This window comes from Patescibacteria group bacterium, from assembly GCA_041665585.1.
GTDB lineage: Bacteria > Patescibacteriota > Gracilibacteria > JAHISY01 > JAHISY01 > JAHISY01.
In genome coordinates this window covers 183,958-204,611 of sequence record JBAYIN010000001.1, presented here as the reverse complement: position 1 = coordinate 204,611, position 20,654 = coordinate 183,958, and the positions used below count along the sequence as shown (strand labels likewise).

Here is a 20,654-nt window from a genome sequence, read left to right as displayed (position 1 = left end):
TTTTAATAAATTTCAGAACCTTTGCAAGTGCTAAAATTTTCCGGTGATTTTCGCTGAAATCGTCTTCCCGAATTCCCCGACGGCTTTCACTTTCGCGAGTGAAATCGAAAATCTCGCAGTCGGTGATCTCGTCGCCGCGCCGCTGCGCGCGCAGATTTTGAACGGCGTAGTCGTCTCAATTTCAAAGACCAAACCAGATTTCGCGACGAAAAAAATCGTGGCGCTTGTTCGCAAAAACATTCTGTCACGGGAACAGGTCGAACTAGCGAAATTCATCCGCGAATATTACGCCGCGAATTTTGGCAAAGTCCTGAAATTATTTTTACCGAATCGCATTTGGGCGAATGAGCCGGCGAAGCGCAAAGCGAAACTGACTGAAATCAAAAGCGTCCCGCAGCCAAAAAAACAACTCACCTCTACCCAAGCAGCGGTTCTAAAAAAAATTCTACAAACTACCAACTGGAAACTACCAACTCTCCTGAAAGGAATCACTGGCAGCGGCAAAACGGAAATTTATCTACGCGTGATTCTGGATGTCTTGGAAAAAGGTCAATCCGCCATCCTACTCGTCCCGGAAATCGCACTCACGCCGCAGCTCGTCGGCTATTTCGCGGCGACCGTGCCGAAAAATGAAATCGCCGTTTTGCATTCGAATTTGTCGGAAGGCGAGAAATTAAATTCCTGGGAGAGAATTTTCGCGGGTGAAGTGAAACTCGTCATCGGCTCGCGTTCGGCCCTCTTCGCGCCGGTCCGAAATCTCGGCGTCGTCATCCTCGATGAGGAACACGAATGGAGCTACAAAAATGACCAAAATCCGCGCTACCACGCCCGCGCCGCCGCCATGGAATTCGCGAAATTGAGCGGCGCGAAACTGATTCTCGGCAGCGCAACTCCGAGTCTCGAAAGTTATTTCGCGGCGAAGTCCGGTCGGCTGGAATTGCTCGAGCTGCCCGACCGCATCGGCGGCTCGCAACTACCGCAGGTCGAGATCGTCGATTTGCGCAACGAAATGAAACGCGGTAATTACTCGCCTTTTTCGGAAGTCTTGGTTGCGAAAATTCGCGAGCGACTGGCGCGTGAGGAACAAATTATTTTGCTGATCAATAAGCGCGGCTTCGCCAGCTCCATCGTCTGCCGCGACTGCGGCTTCATGCTCGAATGCGAAAACTGCAGCTTGCCGCTGACTTTTCACTCGAAAATCAATCGCTGTCTCTGCCACGGCTGCGGCGCGTGGAAAACTCCCCCGACGAAATGCCCTGGCTGCGGCTCCGTCGCGATTCGCTTCCTCGGCAGCGGTACGCAAAAAATCGAAAGTGAGTTGCCGCAACTTTTCCCGGAAGCCAGAATCCTGCGCGCCGACCACGACACGACGACGCTGCGCGGCAGCCACCAAAAAATTTACGAAGCCTTCCGTGATCGCAAGGCCGACATCCTGCTCGGAACCCAGATCGTCGCGAAAGGTCTGGATTTGCCGAATGTTTCCTTGGTCGGCGTCCTGCTCGCGGACATCGGTCTGCACCTTCCCGACTTTCGCGCCGCGGAAAAATCGTTCGCGCTCCTGACTCAGGTCGCCGGTCGCGCCGGTCGCGGTGACAAACCAGGCGAAGTCGTGATTCAAACTTATTCAGCAGAAAATCCCGCCATCATCGCCGCCCGCACGCACGACTTCGAGAAATTTTTTGCGAGTGAAATCGCCGACCGCAAAAGCAATTTCTGGCCGCCCTTTTCCAAAGTCGTGAAATTTATTTTCGTCGACGAATCGGAAAAAGTCGCGCGCAATTCGGCGGAAAAATTCGCGGCGGAATTAAAAAAACTCGGTGAGAAAAATGTCTGGCTCGCGCCCGCGCTAATCGCCCGCCTGCACAACAAATTTCACTTCCATGTCATCTGGCGTGGCGGCGATCCGCGCAAACTCTTGGCGCGAATCACGATTCCTGAAACCTGCCGCGTCGATGTCGACCCGGCGAATTTAGGCTAAGTTGCAAGACAGAAAGTTTTATTTTAGAATCCTACCTTAACTTATTTTTTATGACTCAACTTGATAAAGGTCATTCGACTGAATTAGCAAATTTGGAAGCCGCACTTGAGCAAATTCCAAAGTTAATTAGCTCTATCCAGCTAGAAGAATGTTCCTCAAAAGATTTGTTAAAAGTTGAGGAGCTTATGCAAAAAACCCAAGAAGCCTATTGGCGATTGGGACAAAAAATCAGAACACACTTAATCCTAACATTAGCTGAGGGAAAACCAGAAACCGACTGGCAAGCAAGTAATGTTCGACCGATAAGCTGCTCAGCTGATAAAGGTTCTGGGGAAGGTAGTTTACGACTCTAAAGTGGTAATGTCTGAGTTTAAAATTAGTTCTGCTGAATGAAAGTTGTTAAAATTCAAAGGCTTGTTTTTTTATGCCTTTTCCCAAAATAGATCCGAAGCAGTCTTTCCCAAAAATGGAGGAAGAAATCCTCGCCTTTTGGCAGCGGGAGAAAATTTTTGAAAAGAGTTTGGCGCGGAATCCAGCGACCAAGGAATTTAAATTTTTCGACGGTCCGCCTTTCGCGACGGGACTGCCGCACTACGGTCATATCTTGCAGGGCGTAATCAAAGACTTGATTCCAAGATATAAAACGATGCAGGGTTACCATGTTCCGCGCATTTGGGGTTGGGATTGCCACGGTTTGCCGGTCGAGAATTTAATCGAAAAAGAACTCGGACTGAAGAGCAAAAAAGACATCGAGGAATTCGGTGTCGCGAAATTCAATGAAAAATGTCGCGAGTCGGTTTTGAAATTCGCGGGCGAGTGGGAGAAAACTGTCGCGCGCATGGGTCGTTGGATCGACATGGAGCACGCGTACAAAACTATGGACCTCGAATTCATGGATTCGGTTTGGTGGGTCTTCGGCGAACTTTGGAACAAGGGTTTGATTTACGAAGGACTGAAGCCGATGCAAGTCTGTCCGCGCTGCGCCACGCCGTTGGCGAATTTCGAAGTCGGTCTGAATTACAAAGATGTCACCGACCTTTCCGCGATTGCGAAATTCGCAGTCGAAGGCGAACCGAATACTTTTTTGCTCGCGTGGACGACGACGCCGTGGACGCTGCCGGGAAATGTGGCGTTGGCAGTGAATCCAGAAATTGAGTATGTGAAAGTTGAAACAAAAAACTTTCACGAAGAAGTAGAAAACTTTTGGATTGCAAAAGAAATTTTCGAAAATTGGAAAGAAAAAGAAATTTATCTTTTCAAAAGAAGCGTAAAAGAATTGAGCGAGCGCGAAACCCCCGAACCGGTCACGAAAACTTTTCTCGAAATAAAAATTATCGAAACGAAAAAAGGTTCCGATCTCGTCGGCAAAACCTACAAACCACTTTTCAATTATTTCGCTGAAGCAGCAGTTAACCCCCGAGTTAACTCGGGGGTTAACGGAATAAGTGACTCGGGGGTTAACGACAATAGTAAGGATAATTTTGAAAATATTCCTGGACTTTATTTCATCACATTTAATACGGAAAATTCGGAGCCAATTTTTGCGGACTCAAAATTAAAGGATATTTGTGCCGAGGCTTTTCGTGAGGTCGCCGAAAAAAATAATTACAAAATTTACGAACTGGCGATAATGCCAGACCATGTGCACTTGGTGATTGAGATAGAGGAAGGCGGAGAGAGCTTGCCAAAAATCTTACAAAACCTGAAAGGTTTTTCTAGCAAAATACTTAAGTCCTCGTTAACCCCCGAGTTAACTCGGGGGTTAACTGTCAGGCAAGATAGTCAGGGACATGAATACAGTCCTATTTGGAGGCAGGGCTATGACAAAAAATTTATCTATTCTGAAGATGAATATTCCAAAGTCTCTGATTACATCCGCCAAAATCCGGAGAAAAAAAATCTCCCGCCTCAAAAATACGCTTGGTTGAAAATTTTTGACGATGTGAATCAGCCTATTAAATTTGCGGAACAAAAACCGCAAGGCTTTCGCGTCGTCGCCGCGGATTTCATCACGACGGACGAAGGCACGGGCATCGTCCACATCGCGCCGGCTTTCGGCGAGGACGATTACAATCTCGCGAAGAAAGAGCATCTGCCGATTTTTCAAAATGTCTCGCTCGACGGCAGATACACTGACGCCGTCACCGACTTCGTCGGAGTCGAGGTCAAGCCGAAAGACGACCCAACCAAAACTGACCGCAAGATTGTCGAATTCCTCGGCGACCAAATTTTCGCGACGCAAAATTACAAACACTCGTATCCGTTTTGCTGGCGCTGTGAGTCCCCGCTTTTGAATTACGCGACCTCGAGCTGGTTCGTCGCGGTCGAAAAATTGAAAGCTGGTTTAATCAAAAATAATTCTGGTATTAACTGGATTCCCGAACACATCAAAACCGGACGCTTCGGCAAATGGCTCGAGGGCGCACGCGATTGGGCGATTTCACGAAATCGTTTTTGGGGCGCACCACTACCAATTTGGCGCTGCGAAAAATGTGGTGAGCTGAAATGCCTTTCGGGAAAAGCAGAACTCGAAAAACTGAGTGGCAAGAAAGTCGCCGATCTGCACAAACATTTTGTCGATGCGATTGAGATTCCTTGCGAGAAATGTGACGGCAAAATGCAGCGCATTCCGGAAGTTCTCGATTGCTGGTTCGAATCTGGCTCAATGCCGTTCGCGCAATTTGGCGAGAAAGAAAAAGCGCAAATTCCAGCGGACTTCATCGCCGAAGCGCAAGATCAAACACGCGGTTGGTTTTACACTCTGCATGTCCTCGCGACTGCGCTCGCGAATAAACCCGCTTACGCGAATTGCGTTTGCTCGGGATTAATCTTGGCAGAAGACGGCGCGAAAATGTCGAAGTCGAAACAGAACTTCCCACCGCCGCAGAAAATTTTTGACGAATTCGGTGCGGACGCGATGCGACTTTATCTGATGAATTCGCCTGTCACGCACGCCGCCGATTTGCGTTTCAGTGAGCGCGGCGTCGAAGAAATCCTGCGCGGAGTTTTGCTGCCGCTCTGGAATACTTTTTATTTCTTCACGACTTACGCGAATGCCGACGGCTGGGAGCCAACTAAAAACTTAGAGCTGAAAACGCAAAACAAATTGGATGCTTGGATTCTTTCCGAGCTAAATATTTTGGTACGCGAGATGACGACGAATCTCGAGCAATTCGAAATTCAGAAAGCCGTCGCACCACTCGAGAAATTCTTGGACGGTCTGACGAATTGGTATGTCCGTCGCAGCCGCAGAAGATTTTGGCGGAAATTTTCTACAGGAACCGTTAACCCCCGAGTTAACTCGGGGGTTAACTCTGATGAGATTGACTCAGACAAAAACGCAGCCTACGCCACGCTTTTCGAAGTACTCAAAACTGTCGCGAAATTACTCGCGCCAATCACGCCATTCCTCGCGGAGAAAATTTGGCAGAATCTAACCGGCGGCAAATCCGTCCATCTCGAATCTTGGCCGAAGGTCGAGGAAAATTTGATTGACGAAAATTTGTCTGCGGAAGTCGACACGACTCGCAAAATCATTTCGCTTGGCTTGAAGATTCGCGCGAACGAAAAAATCAAAGTCCGCCAACCTCTCGCGAAAATGACGGTCGCGTTATCACAAAAAGTTGAGCTGGATCTCGAGACAATTCGCGAAGAGTTGAATGTGAAAAATCTCGAAATCGCAGAAAATCCAGACACAATCGCCGAGCAGTCAGTCGAAGTAAACGCTCGTGCTGCCGGCAAAAAATTCGGCGCGAAGATTCAAAAAATTATCGCCGCTGCGAAAGCTGTCGAATTTGAAATCGTCGACGGCGGTGTGAAAATTTTGGACGAAATTTTGTCTGGCGAAGAAATCACAATCGGCTTCCGCGGAAAATCTGGTGCTGCGGTCGAGTCAGAAGATGGTATCGTCGTTGCGCTCGATACGAAAATTACGCCCGAGCTAGAGCTCGAAGGTCAGGCACGCGATCTCGTCCGCGCGATCCAAGAGCTGCGCAAACAAGCCGACTTCGATGTCGCCGATCGCATCGAGCTGCAGCTCGAAAATGCCGACGCGATTTTGGAAAAATTCGCAGACTACATCGCCGCCGAAACGCTCGCGACGAAAGTCGTGCGCCAGCTCGCAAATCCAGCTGCGTCAGGCGGGCTGGAGGCAATCAAAATCGGAGTCAGGAAAGTTGATAGTTAATAGTTTTTAGTTGTTAGAAATCTTTAATTTACATAAACTATCGACTACCAACTGGGAACTAAAAACTAATCATGCTCAGCCGAATCATCCTCTCGATCATCGCGAATTCAGCCGGACTGTATGTCGTCGACTACTTCCTGACCAATCTGTGTTTCGTGGAGCGCGCTGCTGTGGCTTGCCCGGTCAAGCCGGAATTCAATTTGCTCGCTTTCGCAATTGCTGCGGTGACGCTCGGACTTTTGAATGTCTCGATCAAGCCGTTTCTGAAAATCATCTCGCTGCCAATCACCTTCCTCACTGCCGGACTTTTCATGTTCGTCGTGAATGGTGTCGTCTTCGGACTGCTCGTCTGGATCCTGAATACACTCGACCTCAGCTCGCTCAAAGTTCTGATCGAAGGACAAAATGTCTTCTTGACTTATCTTTACGCCGCGATTATCCTCGGACTCTTCAATATTCTCACGCACTGGCTCGTGCGCAAATAATTTTTTTCAATGCAAAACATCCTTCTCTACATCCAAATCGGCTCCGCCATTTTGCTCATCCTGACGATTCTGTCGCAGAGCAAATCAGCCGGTCTCTCGGCGACTTTCGGCGGAGGCGGCGGGGCATTTACGAGCAAACGCGGCGTCGACCGCATCCTCGAAAATGCAACAATTGTTTTCGCGATCGTCTTTTTCGGTGCGGCGCTCGCGTATATTTTCATTTAAAAACTGAAAATCTTAGGTATGTTCAAGCTTTTTAATTCGTGCTCACTTACCGAAAAAATTTTGGTCGGTGCTTTGAGCTTGGCGATTTTGATTGCCGCTTTCCAGATTGGTAATCGCTTCTATCTGGAAAATTCCGAGCCGGGACCGGCGACGGGCGGAACTTTCGTCGAAGGTGTCATCGGCGAATTTAATTTCATCAATCCGGTCCTCGCCCAGACGAATCTCGACCGCGACCTGACTTCGCTCGTCTTCAGCGGACTCACCCGCTTCGATCCGGTTTCGAATACGATTGTCGACGGCATCGCCAGTCACGAGCTTAGTGCTGATCAGCGCACTTACACTTTTCGCATCAAAGACGGCGTAGAGTGGCAGGATGGCGAGCCGGTCACAGCTGACGATGTGATTTTCACTTTTCACGACATCATCCAAAATGAGAACTTTCCGAATCCCGCTGTCGCCAATGATTTTTTCGGCGTGGAAATTGAGAAGGTCGACGACATGACTGTGACGATGACTCTGCAAAAGAAGTACGCCTTTTTCATTTACAACACGACCGTCGGACTTTTGCCGAAACACATCCTGGAAGGAACGAAAGCTGCCGACCTGCTGTCGAGCGATTTCAATCTGAATCCGATTGGTTGCGGACCGTACCGCATCGACTCGGTCGGCGCCAATGCGATTCGCCTTTCGGCTTTCGACGGTTTCTACGCCGGACAGCCGTACATCGACTCAGTGATTTTCCGAATTTTCAGCGATGAAGATGAGCTGCTCGCCAATTTGGACGGGATTCTCGGCACCAAAGATTTGAGCGACAAAAGCGTGAAAAGTTTTGGCAATGATGCGCGCCTGGAGCTGCACGATTTCACACTGCCGCAGTATGTCGGACTTTTTTTCAATACTGAACGCCCGATTTTGAGCGACCAGAAATTGCGGCTCGGTCTCCAGCTCGCGACGAATAAAGACAAAGTCGCGGAGGCGCGCGGCGGTCGCGTGAAAGTCATCGACACGCCGCTGCTCGAAATCGCCTCGGCGGATTGGAAATACGAATTCGCCGCCGCCCGTGCCGACGGCGCGCTTTTCGACGCCGGCTGGCTGTATCCCGCCAGTGCCAATGTCACCGTGGGCGCCACCTCCACACCCGTCGTCAAGAAATCGCCGAAATTTATCAATCAGCCGACGAGCCAAGATTTTTTCGCGACAGCGGAGACGGAATTTTTCGTCGGAGGCACCACACCGACCGATGCGACCAAGATAATCGTGAATGGTTATCAGCTTTCGAAATTCACCGCCGGTGACGCCGACTGGACCTACAAAGCCTCAGTCGCGCTCGGGACTTTGAAAGAAGGTGAAAATGAATTTGTCGTCGCCAACCAAATTGGTGAGTTCGACCGCGTGAAGATTTTTTATTCCGCAGATGCCGCCGCGCGGGAAAAATGGCTCGGCGAGCAGCAGGCTGCCGTCGCGAAAACTCCGGCTGCGCCAGCTCCGACACCGACTCCCGCGGTCACCACTCCAAGCAGTGACACGCCAAATTCCCTACTGTTACGCTACAAAGACGAAGAACCACTCGCGCTCAAACTTTTGATTTCGGAAAACCAACCGGAATTCTTGTCCGTCGCCGAGGAAATCGCGCGGCAGTGGCGCGAACGCGGTGTGAAGCTCACCATCGAGCGTTTGCCGGAGGACGACTTCTTGGCGCGACTGAATAAGCGCGATTACGATATCGTGCTCTTCGGTCAAAATCTCGGCTACAACCTCGACGCTTATTCTTTCTGGCATTCGAGCGAAGCGCGCGAAGGCGGCAGCAATTTATCGAATCTGAAATCCTCGTCTGTGAATGCTTGGCTCGAGCAAATCCGCTCCAGCTTCGACTCGACCGAACGCCGCAAGCGCCTCGCGAATCTGCGGGCAGTCCTGAGCGAGGAAGTTCCGGCAGTCATGCTCTACACGCCGACTTATTCCTATGTCGTCGATAAAAAAGTCGAAGGCTTCAATCTCGGTCACATCGCACTCAAACGCGACCGCCTCGCGAATCTCCCGACTTGGTATCTGCGCGAATCGCGTCAGGCGAATGCCAATTTCAATTTGTTGAATTTCGCGCAGTGGTTTTTTAGCGAAGCTCTGTAAATGAAGCTGCTCGCGCTCGATTTCGGCGGGCGGAGAATCGGCGTGGCTGTCGGCGACTCGGAAATCGGCGTGGCGAATGCCCGAACTTTTTTGCTGAATGACGGCGATGCGCTGGATAATCTCGTCGAGCTCATCGAACGCGAAGGCATTGAAAAAATTTTAATCGGGCTGCCCCGTGGTTTCCGCGAAGAAACTGAGCAAACTGGCATCGTGCGCAAATTTGCCGAGCGACTGGATGCGAAAATCGCGATTCCGCTGGAATTCGTGGACGAACGCTTCACGAGCAAAATCGCGACCAGCAATCTTCAAACCGCAAACTTAAATTCGCGCGAGCAAAAAAATTTGGTGGATTCCGAATCTGCCCGGATAATTCTGCAAGAATTTTTCGACTCCTAGCTAACTTACTCCTTAATCCTTACAAACTTATTCCTTACAAATGAGTACTGCCCGTAAAGTTTTATCGAATACTGCCATTCAAATGCTCGGGCAACTCACGACCGCTGGAATCTCGATCGTAATTTTGAAGCTGATTTCGAGCTACCTCGGCGCGTCCGGCTACGGTGCCTACACCACGGTTTATGGATTTCTCGCCTTCTTCGCCATCATCGCCGACTTCGGCATTTTCCAAATCACGGTGAAAGAGATCAGCGCGCACCCCGAAAAACGCGCTGAAATCTTCGGCAATATTTTCGCGCTGAGAATCTGTCTCGCGGTTTTCGCGATGCTGGCATCGATTGTCGCAGTTTTTTTGGTTCCCAAATACGCCGGCACCCCGATTCGCCTTGGCGTAGCGATTGCCAGTGCTACGACCTTTTTGACAATCATGTTCGGGACAGTTTCATCTCTGCTGCAGGTCGACCTGCGCATGCAGTGGAATGTGCTCGGGCTCGTCGTCTCGAAATTCATCGCACTCGGCTGGATGCTGGCGACCATTTTCAGATATTTCCCGGACAATCCCGAAGCCGGATTTTTCCAGCTGCTCATCGCCGGCATCGCTGGCGGAATTTTTCAGGTCGCCATCGTTTTTTTGGGAGCGCGCCGCGACCGACTGCGACTGCGTTTTGATTTCCGTTTTTGGAAAGAAATCCTGATCAAAACTCTGCCCTACGGCGGTGCCGTCCTGCTCGCGACGATTTATGTCCGCATGGATGTGATTCTGCTCTCACTGATGCGCGACAGCACAGAGGTCGGCATTTACGGCGTCGCCGCACGCGTGATGGAAAATCTCGCCGTCATTTCGATTTTATTTTTGAATAGTACACTCCCGGCTATCTCGCGGCTTTTTCGCACGAATCGCGAACGCCTGAAAAAAATGCTGCAATATTCTTTTGAATTTTTGAGCGTCATCGCTCTGCCGATCGTCATCGGCGGCAGCGTCCTCGCTTATCCCATCGTCGCGCTCGTCTCCGCACCAGAATTTTTGTCGAATCCCGCCATCGGCTTCTACGGCTCGGATCTCGCGCTGCAAATCCTACTTCTCACCATGCTGCTCGCTTACTTCGGCAATCTACTCGGTTTCGCGCTACTCGCCGGCAATGGTCAAATCAAGCTCTTTTATGTGAATTCCTCGGCTGTCGCTCTGAATCTTGTGCTCAATCTCGCCGTCATCCCAATCTGGGGCTTTCGCGGAGCGGCCATCGCCAGCGTCCTGAGCCAGATTTTCGTCTGCACGCTCGACTACATCTTCCTGCGCAAAATGATTGAGATCTCTTTCAATCTGCGGACGACAGCGAAAGCTTTCGTCGCGGCCAGCGTGATGGGCGGCGCGGTTTGGTGGCTCGAGCCGTTCTTCTTGAATTTCTTCGGAGCGAATAAGGGCATCCTGCTCTTGATTCCGGTCGGCGGCTTGGTCTACGGCGTGATGCTGCTTTTGCTACGCGCAATCACACCGGAGATGCGCGCGCTGCTACGGAAACAGGCTTAATTTTCGAAGAAAAATCATGCGTTGTGGTTTAGGCGATTTTCGCTATTGACAAATACCAATTTATGGTTTAGATTTCTATTTCCCGGTTTATTTTTTGCTCCTTGAAATCGCGCGTAGTGGGGATTCATTCGGTTTGGTGGTTGGCGAAACCCGCGAGGGAAGTCGCTGATCCGAGACCGAATCCCCTCTCCACTACTCAGTCGAGGTTGGCGATTTGCTTGTGAAATTCGCGAGTGAGTCGCCAATCTCGGCTAACCAACTAACTTTTTAAGAAGAGAGCTGTGCTCTTGAAAAGCCACTCTCGAAAGGAACCACAATGTTTAAAAAAATGGCACCAACTGTTTATGCTGCAGTAATCGTATCTTTCCTGACTATCGCAGCCCCAACGATTGTGTGGATGAATTGTAACCTCACCGCCCCTGCCCCCATCACCCCAGCTCCAAAGTTCACGACTATCATCGTCAGCGGCGTAATTACCGCCGACACCATTTTTTATTCCTCGGCCGTCGATAAAGACGGCTGGGAAGTCGTCCTTTCTGCTGACGAGTTCGAGCGCGTCGAGACTACAATCATCTCAACAGTCGAAGTCGATGAATGCGAATACCGCGATTTTTCGGTCGCTCTCGGACGGAAAATTTAAGTTTCTCAGTCTTTGGAGAGGGGAAAATTGGGCCGGTTTGCAATTCTTCGCAGCCGGTCCTTTTTCTTTGCTTACATTTTCACAGCAAAATCCAGCACGAGATGCTGAGCTTTGCTTTCTAGATTCCGCCCGCGATCTAGTAGAAAGCGAGCGGATTTCTCTTGGTGCCGTTGTCCACGACCTCGAAGTGCAGGTGGATACCAGTCGCACCGTAGACGCGACCGGTGTTGCCCATCGTGCCAATCTTCTGGCTCTGCTTGACGGAATCTCCAGCCGACACAGCCAATTCCGAGAGATGCGCGTACAAAGTTTGGAAGCCATCACCGTGGTCGATGACAATCACGCAACCGTAACCACCATTCCAACCGCACTGCGACTTCACGACTGTACCGTCGGCAGCAGCGTGAATCGGCGGCTTGCCACGGTCAGCGATGTCGACCGCCCAGTGCCCGCTTTTGAAATACTGGGAATAATTGCCATTCGTCGGCTTGATCATCCACGCCCCGTCTTTGTCTTGCGCTCCATTCGCGACGATGATGGCACCGTCGACCGAAGCCGGCGCGCGGTAGCTCGCGTAGGTTCCCGGAGCAGAAGCAATGTAATTGCGTTTCGACGCTGGTGGCGCAGCGATAATTTTCTTACCACCCGGAACGATAATTTTTGCGCCTGCGACTAATTCGGTGCCATCAGCCAAGCTGTTTTGCTTGGAAATCTTGTCCGCCTCGACGCCGTACTTTTTCGCGACCGCGGCGAGCGTATCACCTGCTTTCACCTCATGCATGACTCCCGAAACCGGCAAAATCGAAAGCTCCGTGCCCGGTTTCAGCTGTTGTGGATTGGAAATGTTATTTTCCCAAATGATGGTGTCCATCGAAACACCGAAACGGCGTGCAATCGACGATAGTACATCGCCACTCTCGATGGTGTATTTGATCGGATCACTCAGCCCGGAATTATCGACCTCCGCACTTTGACCGGCATTTTTGATGAGAAATCCATCTTCCGTCATCGCCAGTGTATCGAGCATGAATGTCGGCGAATCAATCGCCAGTGGTCCGCCACCTCCATAATCCGCTTCAGCCAATTCAGCGACTGCGCCACCTGGCAAGAAGAATGGTGCGAGCAGAACGGAGCTGGCGAGTGTGCAGACCTGGATGGCGAGTCGGCGTCGTGGTGAACTCGGGTGCTGCTGTTTGAGTTTCTGGATTCTTTCCCGGCGGGCAGCGATGCTTACTCTCGATCGAAACAACATATGTGGTGGATTAGATTCTGATACCTACTAGATTTAGACGGTGGAAAAAATTGCTTTCAAGGATTTTAGACACGGGTGCCCTCTTTTTTCCAACCTTTTGGCTTGACTTTTTGGGGTATTATTTCGGAATTTTTAGCGGTAATTTTAGTCTTTTTCGTGCAAAAAACAAGTTTGCAAATTGGCGCGTGACGATTTAAAACTGGACGCATGAAATTGAAAGCCATTTGCTTCGACTTCGACGGGACGCTCGTCCACTCGATCGACCTTCTCGTCTCTATTTTTAAGCAGGTTTTAGCAGAAAAGCAGCTGCCCATTCCACCCGGGAATGCCCTGCGCAAATTGATTGGTCGCCCACTGACGGAGATTTTTCAGGAAATTGCCCCAAGCGAAAATGCCGACGCACTCGAAAAACGCTTCCGCGAAATCGAATTAACACACAATAATTCGAACGAAATTGCCCTCGTAGCCGAGACCCGTCCAACCCTGGAATTCTTGCAATCGCGCCATCTCAAGCTCGGCATCGTCTCGACGAAGCGCGTCGCAGTCGTGGAAAAGCTCGCACGCGAGCTTGGAATTTGGGATTTCTTCGCGGTCGTCGTCGGTCGCGACCTGGTCGCGAAGCCGAAGCCGGATCCCGAGCCAATCCTTTTCGCCTGCGAAAAACTCGGAGTTAAGCCGCGCGAAATTCTTTTTGTCGGTGATTCGCTCCTCGATCTCGAGTCGGCGAAAAATGCGGGTGCGCCTTTCGTCGGTGTTTTGACAGGCGTCTGCGACCGCGCCGAATTCACGAAAAATCGTGCCGATTACATTTTCAGCCATGTTGGGGAATTAGTGAATCTCGTCCGCGAAATCAACGGGAATTAGCGCCGCAACCAACAAGCCGTAATCCAATAAAGCTCCATGTCGTTAACGGCATAGTTAAAAATGTGCGCATGACCAATGACCCTCCAAACCTAATGACTCAACAACTCAATGACTTAACGACCCTCCGAACCAAATGACCAATGACCCTCCAAACCAATAATCGATTACTTTCAAATTTTCAATTTTAAATATTAAATGACCTTCACCCTCCGAACCCAATGACTCAAAGACTTAGCGACTCAAAGACTCAAGCCTCAGTCTTCCTCCTTTTTCTTGCGCGGAGCGCGTTTTTTCGGCTTTTCCTCGGAAATCGTGAATGAATCGTCGTCGTCTTCGAAGCTAATCGCATTCGCAGCTTTTTTCGATTCAGAAATGATTTTTTCCTCGGCTTCGACCTCAGCCTGCAAGCGCGGGATCACATTGTCGATCGCGCCCCATTCAGACTCGCCTGATGCCGGCACGAGCAGGACAACTTCGTCGCCCGGTTCAGCGCGGTAAAAAGTGATTGAAGCCAACAAAACTTTGTAAGCCCGACCAGCCGCGATGACTTTGTACTGTCCGTCTTCTGAGGTGAGCGGTCCGACGACGCGTTTGCGTTCGACCGGCCCGATTTGTTTGTAGGTAAATCCGCCGTCCGGCGCGACTGTCAGCTTCATCACATCACCCGGAACGAGTTTGGATTTGGAGGCGTAATTCGCCGGAATCGGATATTCGCGTTTGTCCGGACCAATCATCGACTTGCCGTCGAAAATACCTTCAATAATTTTGCCGCCTTCGTCGTATGAAGTGTCGAGCTTGCTCGCTGCGCGCGCGAAATTGGAACGGATCTGCGCGCCGCCACCCTCGCCGGTGAATTCCGAAAGCAGCTGCTTCGCACCGCGAAGACTCGCTTCGGCTGAATCGATCATCTCTTTGATCAGGGCAATTTTGGAAAGGTTGCTCATTTTTTTTGGTTTAATTTTGGAGTTGTTTTGCTAATTCTAGCAAAAATGGGCGCGGAAATCAACGCTTATTCGTCAGCCCCTGTCACAATCATAACCGCCAATCATATCAAATGGATTTGGATCGAACTCACCCGATTCAGCATTGTAAAACTGCAAAAAATCAGGCATCTCTGTACGCCCATCTTTTGCTGCTGCTGGACTTAAAACTGCTGCTAAATTATCCCTTGCCTCGATAACTTTCGAAATCGTCTTCTCACCAACCTGAATCCGCAAATCAAGCTCTCGAGACACATCATCATTAGCGGCAGCGTGCGGAATTTCCGCAAGTACATTTCTGTTTACCATTTTGAAATAACTATTAGAAGACCTCAATTTATTTAAATTTGCGCCAAAAAGCAAATCTTTTCCCTAAATTTCTTAAGGACTAAGATCAACTCTTAATCCTTAATCCTTAGTCCTTGCAAACTTACTCCTTACTCCTTAATCCTTAATTCTTACTCCTTAATCCTGTATCCTGTAAAGGTGAGTAAATTTATCATTCGCGGCGGTCAGCCCTTGTCTGGCGTCGTGAAAGTTTCCGGCTCGAAAAATGCGGCGCTGCCGCTGCTGGCGGCGACACTTTTGACCGAGCAGGAATGCGTCTTACGCAATATTCCTGATGTCGCGGATGTGCGCCTCATGCTCGAGATTTTGACAATTCTCGGTGCGAAATTTTCGTTTGCGAAAAATGTCGTGACAATTCAGACGGCGAAAATTAAAACTACGAAAATTCCGGCGGAATTCGCCGGCAAAATGCGCGCTTCGATCTTGCTGCTCGGTCCGCTCCTCGCGCGCGCCGGCAAGGCGGAAATCGCTTTCCCGGGCGGCTGCGTCATCGGCAAACGCTCGATCCACGCCCACGCTTTCGCGCTCGAAAAACTGGGCTGTCGTAATAGTTCGACGGACAATGTTTTGAAATTCGAAGCGAAAAATGGGATTAAACCCACCGCGTTCAATCTGCCGGAAATGTCCGTGACGGCGACGGAAAATGCCTTGATGGCAGCCGCGCTTTCACCCGAAGAAACGAAAATTCGCATGGCGGCCTACGAGCCGCATGTCGTCGATGTCTGCGAATTTTTGAAAAAATTGGGCGTGAAAATCACGGGCGTCGGCAGCCACACTTTGAAAATCTCGGGTACGCCGAAGCTAGGCAGCGCGACACATACCGTGACTCCGGATTATCTCGAAGCGGGCACTTTCGCGCTCGCCGGGCTGCTGACTGGCGGACATGTCAGGATCGAAAGCGTCGTACCGAAACAGCTCGATTCCTTTTTCCAGAAGCTCCAGGAAGTTGGCGCGAATTTTTTTGTCGGACCAAATTTTTTGGAAATCAAACCGACTAAGAAATTTAATCCAATCGAGATCAAAACGGCTGTTTTTCCAGGCTTTCCGACTGATTTGCAGGCGCCCTTCGGCGTGCTCTTGACTCAGGCGCAAGGCAAGTCGAGAATTTTTGAAACGCTCTTCGAGGGTCGGCTGAATTATCTTTTTGAGCTGGAAAAAATGGGCGCGCGCGTCGAGGTTTTCAATCCGCACCAAGCCGTCGTCTTCGGCGGTGACAAATTGCGTGGCGCGAAAATCGCGAGCTGCGACCTGCGCGCCGGTGCAGCGATGGTCCTCGCCGCACTCTCCGCGAAAGGCATTTCGGAGATTACGAATGTGGAATACATCGACCGCGGCTACGAAAATTTTGCCGAGAAATTGCAGAATCTCGGCGCAGCGATTGAGCGTGTCGAATAATTTGCAATGAAAATCCTGCTCGCCATCTCGGGAGGAGTGGACTCGGCCGTCTCAGCCGCGCTTTTGCAAAAAGCGGGACACGAGCTGATTGCCGTCCATCTCGATCTTTTTAGTAAAGTTAACCCCCGAGTTAACTCGGGGGTTAACCCAAACCAAGCAAATTCCGTCGCCGCCGCGCGCGAAGTCGCCGCGAAGCTCGCAATCCCCTTCTATGTTTTGAATTTTCGGGCTGAATTCGAGCAGCAAGTCGTCGCCGATTTCCTGCGCAATTATGCGCGAAATCGCACGCCAAATCCCTGCGTCGTCTGCAATCCCCAAATTAAATTTGGAAAATTAATGACCAAAATGCGCGAACTCGGCTGTGAGAAGTTGGCGACCGGACACTACGCGCGCATTGAAAAAAATAAACTTTTGCGCGGTCGCGACGCGACGAAAGACCAGTCGTACTTCCTCTGTCGCCTGACGGAAGAAAAATTAAAGCAAGTGATTTTCCCGCTCGGCAATTTGAAGAAAACTGAAGTCAAGAAAATGGCTGTAAAAATAGGCTTCCGCAATTTTGCGGAGAAGAAGGAAAGCGCCGGAATCTGCTTCCTGGAAGGCATGGAAGTCAGCGATTTTTTGCAGCAAAATCTGCCGAAGAAAATTTTTCGTCCAGGCAAAATCCGGACGACCGACGGCACAAGCGTCGGCGAACATCATGGACTACCGCTTTACACGCTCGGTCAACGCCGCGGCGTCGAGCTCGGCGGTATGCCCGAGCCGTTTTTCGTCGCGGGTTTTGATTTTGCGAAAAATGAACTCATCGTCGCCCCCGACCGCGAACTTTTTGCGCGAAAATTAACCGCGAAAAAATTGAGCTGGGTCGGCGCACCACCGAAAAATGGCGCGAAAATTCTCGCACAAATTCGTTATCGTGCGCCCGCCGAACCCGGCCGCATCACGCTGCTAAAAACACGGGCAATTTTCGAATTCGACGAACCGGTGCGCGCCATCACGCCCGGTCAGACCGTCGCCTTCTTCCGCGGAAATGTTTGCCTCGGCGGCGGCGAGATTTGCTAAAAAATTTACAAATAATTTCAAAATTTAAGCTATAAAAATCTCCCCAACCCCTCTTTACAAAGGGGGGCTTTTAAAACTGCTCTTTTGTAATTCCCTCCTTTCGCAAAGGAGGCCTGCCTGCCGGTAGGCAGGGTTAGGGAGGATTTTGTAATTGAAACTTCGCTGCAATTCAAAGCGAAACCAGTTGCCAAAAAAGATCTGGCGAAAATTTTCCATAGAAGCCGTTAACCCCCGAGATATCTCGGGGGTTAACTCTGATGAGAGTGATTCAGACAAAAATTAAAAAGCTAAAAAATGACAGCGAAGAAATTTGCTAAAATTACTGAGTACAAAGTTTATTCGTTGAAAAAACTGCTGAAGAAAATGCGTCCAAGCAAAAAACGGGAAATTCAGAATTTTCTCCCGTTCTTTGCGATTTTTGGCATTTTTCTCCTTCTGGAAGTCGGTTATTTCACCGTGCGCAATCAATTCGTCGAGCGCCTGCCTTTCGGGATTCGCATCGCAGACGCGGAGTATTCGCTCGTCACGGCGGACGAGGCCATCAGCGAGCTCGAAACACGCGCAGGAAATTACACACTGCGACCGCTCGTTTTCGAATTTACCGGTCAGACAGCCGAAATTTTACCGGCGGAATTTGATTTGAGATTCTCCGTCGCGACGCAGGTCGGTGTTTTGAAAAATGAGATTTTTAATTTCAGCGAAGTCGCGCTACCGACGAGTCTGAATGCCAAAAGGCTGCGCCGCGTTTTGCTCACGCACTTCCCGGAGCTCGAATACAGCGCGACCGACGCGCGAGTTTTTTTGAATGCTACTGGCACACTCGAGATTTTGCCGGAAAAAAGTGGGCGCAAAACAGATTTCACCAAGATCGTGGACGCAGTGCAAAAAAACGCCGGGAAATTTTCGAGCGCGAAAGTCGTGATTGCGAACGAGCCAATCGAGCCAAAAGTTTTCGCAAGCGAACTCGAGCCCTTTCGCGAGCGCCTCACTAAAATTGTCAGTGAAAAAATGGTTTTGAAAAAAACCGAATACGAGCGCTTCGAGCTCAATCTCGCCGACCGCATCGCGTGGTTTGGTTTCGACAGCGACAGTATTTTTTTGAAGAAAGAACTCGTGACCAAATTCATCACAGACGAGCTTAATCCTTTGCTCGGCGAGTTGCCGCGCGATGTCACCATCACGCGCAATCTCGACGGCGCAGTCGCTTTCGACGGCATCGCGCAAAATGGTCGCGCTATCGACGGTGACGCTTTATTTACAGAGCTTTTGGCAGCGATCGCCGACGGCCAGCGCGAGCTCCTAATTCCGTTTCGGGTTTTGCCTGCGCCGGTGAAAGTCGCGGAAGATTTGAAAAATGTCGGCATCCGCGAGCTCATCGGTGAAGATGTGACGAATTACGCCGGCTCGCCGACGAATCGCCAGCACAATATCCGCGTCGCCGCCGGACGGCTGAACGGCAAAATTATCGAGCCGGGCGCAGAGTTTTCTTTCGTCGGTGCACTCGGTCCGGTGACGCTCGCGAATGGCTACCGCCAAGAGCTCGTCATCAAAGAAGGCGACATCATTCCGGAAGTCGGCGGCGGAGTCTGTCAGGTTTCGACGACTTTTTTCCGCACGGCGTTGTCTGCCGGCGTGCCAATCACCGACCAAAAACCGCACTCGATGAAAGTGAGCTACTACGATCCACCCGGGCTCGACGCGACGATTTATCCCGGCTCCGCCGATTTGAAATTTTTGAATGACACCGGCGCACCAATCCTGATACAAACTGCCATCGACGGCACCAGCCTGCGCGTGAATTTTTTCGGCACGAGTGATGGTCGCGCCGTGAAGCTCGCCGGACCTTTTTATCCGAATGGCGATCCAGTGACGAATCTGCGCCTCGCCGGACTGCGCATGTTTTGGACGCGCGAAGTCGCGAAAAATGGTGAGACGACAATCAATGAGAAATACAGTGCGAGCTACAAAATCATGCCCAAACATTAAAACCCAGACAACCCAAATCTCGTAACTTGGGAACAGGGAATTTTCAAATAAAACTTAAGTCCCAACTCAGAGTTAACCCACCACTTAAGTGGTGGGTTAACGACAGGTGTGCATCAAGGCTCAAAGCTCAAAAATCAAAACACTGGAATTTCCAGCGCCAGCACTCCTAACCCCGGAATTAATTCCGGGGTTAAAAATAACATGGATAAAAAAATTAAAAATTACGAGACTTGAAAATTTGAAAATTTTGCGCAACTCAAACCGAAGATTAATTTCGAGATTCGCGTAATTGGAAATTACTCACAAAAAAGCCCCACCGGAATCCCAAGGGAATGGCAGGGCTTTTAATTTGATTGAAAAACTATTTTTAGTTAAGCGCGTCTTTCGTCGCTTTGTTCGGACGATATTTGAGGACTGTCTGTTTCGGTTTCGCTTTGAACATCATTTCCTCTCCGGTGAAAGGGTTGGTGCCTTTGCGAGCCGGGCGAGCCGGTTTGACCTTTTTCGAGAAGATTCCAAATGGAGTGGCAACTTTATCGTTTTTGACGAGAGCAGCCTGAAGTGTCTCGAGGACGACTTTACCTTCCTTTTTGGAGATTCCCGCTTTTTCTGCGACGAGCGCAATGACCTGCGCCTGAGTGAGGGCTTTGGTAGCCATTTGATAGGGGTTAAATTGGCAAAATCCTAAAACTCTTTTTTGCGCACGGCAACGCCCAGCCGTGAAAAGGCTGAGCTCGAAAGCATTTTCCTGAATTCAAAATTTGTTCAATCTGAAAAAATAGGGCTTTTTAAAGGCGTTTAACGAAGTGCCTTAAAAATAGTATTTTCGCTTGACGATAAAATTTTGTGATTTTAAAAAAGCTATTTTTGCAGTCTTTTATGTGAAGAAAAATGTTGACCGTTAGAATTTTCGAAACTAAACTCCTCGCGCTTCGCATGGCTAAATCTGAAATGCTGCCGCTGAAAGTAGTCGTAGGAATGAGTCTACAGCTCGGCTTCTCCGTCGCGACGACCACGATCTTGTGCGTCTTCGGTGGCCATTGGCTCGATGAAAAATACGGGACGAAATTTTTTTTCTGGATTGGGCTCGCTCTCGGATTCATCTCTTCAATCCTGCTTGTATGGAAAATTGTGCAGCCTTTGCAAGCTATCGCGCGGGACGATAAAAAAACGACTAAAAACTATTAATCCCAAAGGGACCCCTT

The 20,654-nt window shown here is 50.0% G+C and carries 18 protein-coding genes; 14 read left to right on the top strand and 4 right to left on the bottom strand.

Annotated elements, in window-relative coordinates; translation table 11 throughout:
• Window positions 1-43: 43 nt before the first annotated feature.
• The 9 genes from priA (at window position 44) to WCV72_01020 (ending at window position 11,565) form a co-directional block, all read left to right on the top strand.
• On the top strand, window positions 44-1,978 hold the full coding sequence (gene priA / locus WCV72_01060; GenBank protein MFA6457964.1) for a primosomal protein N': 1,935 nt from the start codon (window positions 44-46) through the stop codon (window positions 1,976-1,978).
• A 50-nt stretch (window positions 1,979-2,028) separates the two neighbouring features.
• Window positions 2,029-2,331 carry a hypothetical protein gene (locus tag WCV72_01055; protein MFA6457963.1) on the top strand — a complete coding sequence of 101 codons (303 nt, stop codon included), beginning with the start codon at window positions 2,029-2,031 and terminating at the stop codon, window positions 2,329-2,331.
• Between the two features lie 71 nt (window positions 2,332-2,402).
• A complete protein-coding gene (locus WCV72_01050) occupies window positions 2,403-6,164 on the top strand; it encodes a class I tRNA ligase family protein (protein ID MFA6457962.1) in 3,762 nt (1,253 codons plus the stop codon).
• A 71-nt stretch (window positions 6,165-6,235) separates the two neighbouring features.
• Window positions 6,236-6,649: a phage holin family protein gene (locus WCV72_01045; GenBank protein MFA6457961.1), complete on the top strand. Its 414-nt coding sequence runs from the start codon at window positions 6,236-6,238 to the stop codon at window positions 6,647-6,649.
• Window positions 6,650-6,658: 9 nt separating this feature from the next.
• Window positions 6,659-6,874 carry a preprotein translocase subunit SecG gene (secG, locus tag WCV72_01040; GenBank protein ID MFA6457960.1) on the top strand — a complete coding sequence of 72 codons (216 nt, stop codon included), beginning with the start codon at window positions 6,659-6,661 and terminating at the stop codon, window positions 6,872-6,874.
• A gap of 18 nt (window positions 6,875-6,892) precedes the next feature.
• The gene (locus WCV72_01035) at window positions 6,893-9,001 is read left to right on the top strand and encodes an ABC transporter substrate-binding protein (GenBank protein ID MFA6457959.1); all 2,109 of its coding nucleotides are present in this window, start codon (window positions 6,893-6,895) and stop codon (window positions 8,999-9,001) included.
• Window positions 9,002-9,397, top strand: a complete 396-nt coding sequence (gene ruvX, locus WCV72_01030; protein ID MFA6457958.1) for a Holliday junction resolvase RuvX — start codon at window positions 9,002-9,004, stop codon at window positions 9,395-9,397. It abuts the gene before it with no gap.
• A 40-nt stretch (window positions 9,398-9,437) separates the two neighbouring features.
• Window positions 9,438-10,925: a flippase gene (locus tag WCV72_01025; protein MFA6457957.1), complete on the top strand. Its 1,488-nt coding sequence runs from the start codon at window positions 9,438-9,440 to the stop codon at window positions 10,923-10,925.
• Between the two features lie 328 nt (window positions 10,926-11,253).
• Window positions 11,254-11,565 carry a hypothetical protein gene (locus WCV72_01020; GenBank protein MFA6457956.1) on the top strand — a complete coding sequence of 104 codons (312 nt, stop codon included), beginning with the start codon at window positions 11,254-11,256 and terminating at the stop codon, window positions 11,563-11,565.
• A gap of 136 nt (window positions 11,566-11,701) precedes the next feature.
• Here WCV72_01020 and WCV72_01015 read toward each other — a convergent pair whose 3' ends face one another.
• Entirely contained in the window at window positions 11,702-12,817 is a 1,116-nt protein-coding gene (locus tag WCV72_01015; GenBank protein ID MFA6457955.1) for a peptidoglycan DD-metalloendopeptidase family protein, read from the bottom strand.
• A 207-nt stretch (window positions 12,818-13,024) separates the two neighbouring features.
• Between WCV72_01015 and WCV72_01010 the strand changes: the two genes are divergently transcribed.
• The gene (locus tag WCV72_01010) at window positions 13,025-13,681 is read left to right on the top strand and encodes an HAD family hydrolase (GenBank protein MFA6457954.1); all 657 of its coding nucleotides are present in this window, start codon (window positions 13,025-13,027) and stop codon (window positions 13,679-13,681) included.
• Between the two features lie 254 nt (window positions 13,682-13,935).
• Here the strand turns inward: WCV72_01010 and WCV72_01005 are convergent, their stop codons facing one another.
• Together WCV72_01005 and WCV72_01000 are read right to left on the bottom strand one after the other, a co-directional pair.
• A complete protein-coding gene (locus tag WCV72_01005; protein ID MFA6457953.1) occupies window positions 13,936-14,625 on the bottom strand; it encodes a hypothetical protein in 690 nt (229 codons plus the stop codon).
• Window positions 14,626-14,697: 72 nt separating this feature from the next.
• A complete protein-coding gene (locus WCV72_01000) occupies window positions 14,698-14,970 on the bottom strand; it encodes a hypothetical protein (GenBank protein MFA6457952.1) in 273 nt (90 codons plus the stop codon).
• Window positions 14,971-15,147: 177 nt separating this feature from the next.
• On the opposite strand from WCV72_01000, the gene murA reads away from it, so the two are divergent.
• From murA to WCV72_00985, 3 genes are all read left to right on the top strand, one after another.
• Window positions 15,148-16,404, top strand: coding sequence for a UDP-N-acetylglucosamine 1-carboxyvinyltransferase (gene murA / locus WCV72_00995; GenBank protein ID MFA6457951.1), 1,257 nt, complete (start codon window positions 15,148-15,150; stop codon window positions 16,402-16,404).
• A 6-nt stretch (window positions 16,405-16,410) separates the two neighbouring features.
• Window positions 16,411-17,463: a tRNA 2-thiouridine(34) synthase MnmA gene (gene mnmA / locus WCV72_00990; protein ID MFA6457950.1), complete on the top strand. Its 1,053-nt coding sequence runs from the start codon at window positions 16,411-16,413 to the stop codon at window positions 17,461-17,463.
• 294 nt (window positions 17,464-17,757) lie between these two features.
• Window positions 17,758-19,449 (top strand): VanW family protein, encoded by a 1,692-nt coding sequence (locus WCV72_00985; protein MFA6457949.1) that lies wholly within the window; start codon window positions 17,758-17,760, stop codon window positions 19,447-19,449.
• Between the two features lie 367 nt (window positions 19,450-19,816).
• On the opposite strand, the gene WCV72_00980 is transcribed toward WCV72_00985, so the two are convergent.
• Window positions 19,817-20,107, bottom strand: a complete 291-nt coding sequence (locus tag WCV72_00980; GenBank protein MFA6457948.1) for an HU family DNA-binding protein — start codon at window positions 20,105-20,107, stop codon at window positions 19,817-19,819.
• Window positions 20,108-20,385: 278 nt separating this feature from the next.
• Between WCV72_00980 and WCV72_00975 the strand changes: the two genes are divergently transcribed.
• Window positions 20,386-20,637, top strand: coding sequence for an AtpZ/AtpI family protein (locus WCV72_00975; protein ID MFA6457947.1), 252 nt, complete (start codon window positions 20,386-20,388; stop codon window positions 20,635-20,637).
• Window positions 20,638-20,654 lie beyond the last annotated feature (17 nt).

Bases quoted from the DNA above. Each gene is read 5' to 3' on its own strand.
- WCV72_01000 (MFA6457952.1), bottom strand. From the start codon at position 14,970: ATGGTAAACAGAAATGTACTTGCGGAAATTCCGCACGCTGCCGCTAAT.
- WCV72_01050 (MFA6457962.1), top strand. From the start codon at position 2,403: ATGCCTTTTCCCAAAATAGATCCGAAGCAGTCTTTCCCAAAAATGGAG.
- ruvX (MFA6457958.1), top strand. From the start codon at position 9,002: ATGAAGCTGCTCGCGCTCGATTTCGGCGGGCGGAGAATCGGCGTGGCT.
- WCV72_00985 (MFA6457949.1), top strand. From the start codon at position 17,758: ATGACAGCGAAGAAATTTGCTAAAATTACTGAGTACAAAGTTTATTCG.
- WCV72_01025 (MFA6457957.1), top strand. From the start codon at position 9,438: ATGAGTACTGCCCGTAAAGTTTTATCGAATACTGCCATTCAAATGCTC.
- secG (MFA6457960.1), top strand. From the start codon at position 6,659: ATGCAAAACATCCTTCTCTACATCCAAATCGGCTCCGCCATTTTGCTC.
- WCV72_01035 (MFA6457959.1), top strand. From the start codon at position 6,893: ATGTTCAAGCTTTTTAATTCGTGCTCACTTACCGAAAAAATTTTGGTC.
- WCV72_01045 (MFA6457961.1), top strand. From the start codon at position 6,236: ATGCTCAGCCGAATCATCCTCTCGATCATCGCGAATTCAGCCGGACTG.
- WCV72_00980 (MFA6457948.1), bottom strand. From the start codon at position 20,107: ATGGCTACCAAAGCCCTCACTCAGGCGCAGGTCATTGCGCTCGTCGCA.
- WCV72_01015 (MFA6457955.1), bottom strand. From the start codon at position 12,817: ATGTTGTTTCGATCGAGAGTAAGCATCGCTGCCCGCCGGGAAAGAATC.
- WCV72_00975 (MFA6457947.1), top strand. From the start codon at position 20,386: ATGGCTAAATCTGAAATGCTGCCGCTGAAAGTAGTCGTAGGAATGAGT.
- WCV72_01055 (MFA6457963.1), top strand. From the start codon at position 2,029: ATGACTCAACTTGATAAAGGTCATTCGACTGAATTAGCAAATTTGGAA.
- mnmA (MFA6457950.1), top strand. From the start codon at position 16,411: ATGAAAATCCTGCTCGCCATCTCGGGAGGAGTGGACTCGGCCGTCTCA.
- WCV72_01020 (MFA6457956.1), top strand. From the start codon at position 11,254: ATGGCACCAACTGTTTATGCTGCAGTAATCGTATCTTTCCTGACTATC.
- WCV72_01005 (MFA6457953.1), bottom strand. From the start codon at position 14,625: ATGAGCAACCTTTCCAAAATTGCCCTGATCAAAGAGATGATCGATTCA.
- WCV72_01010 (MFA6457954.1), top strand. From the start codon at position 13,025: ATGAAATTGAAAGCCATTTGCTTCGACTTCGACGGGACGCTCGTCCAC.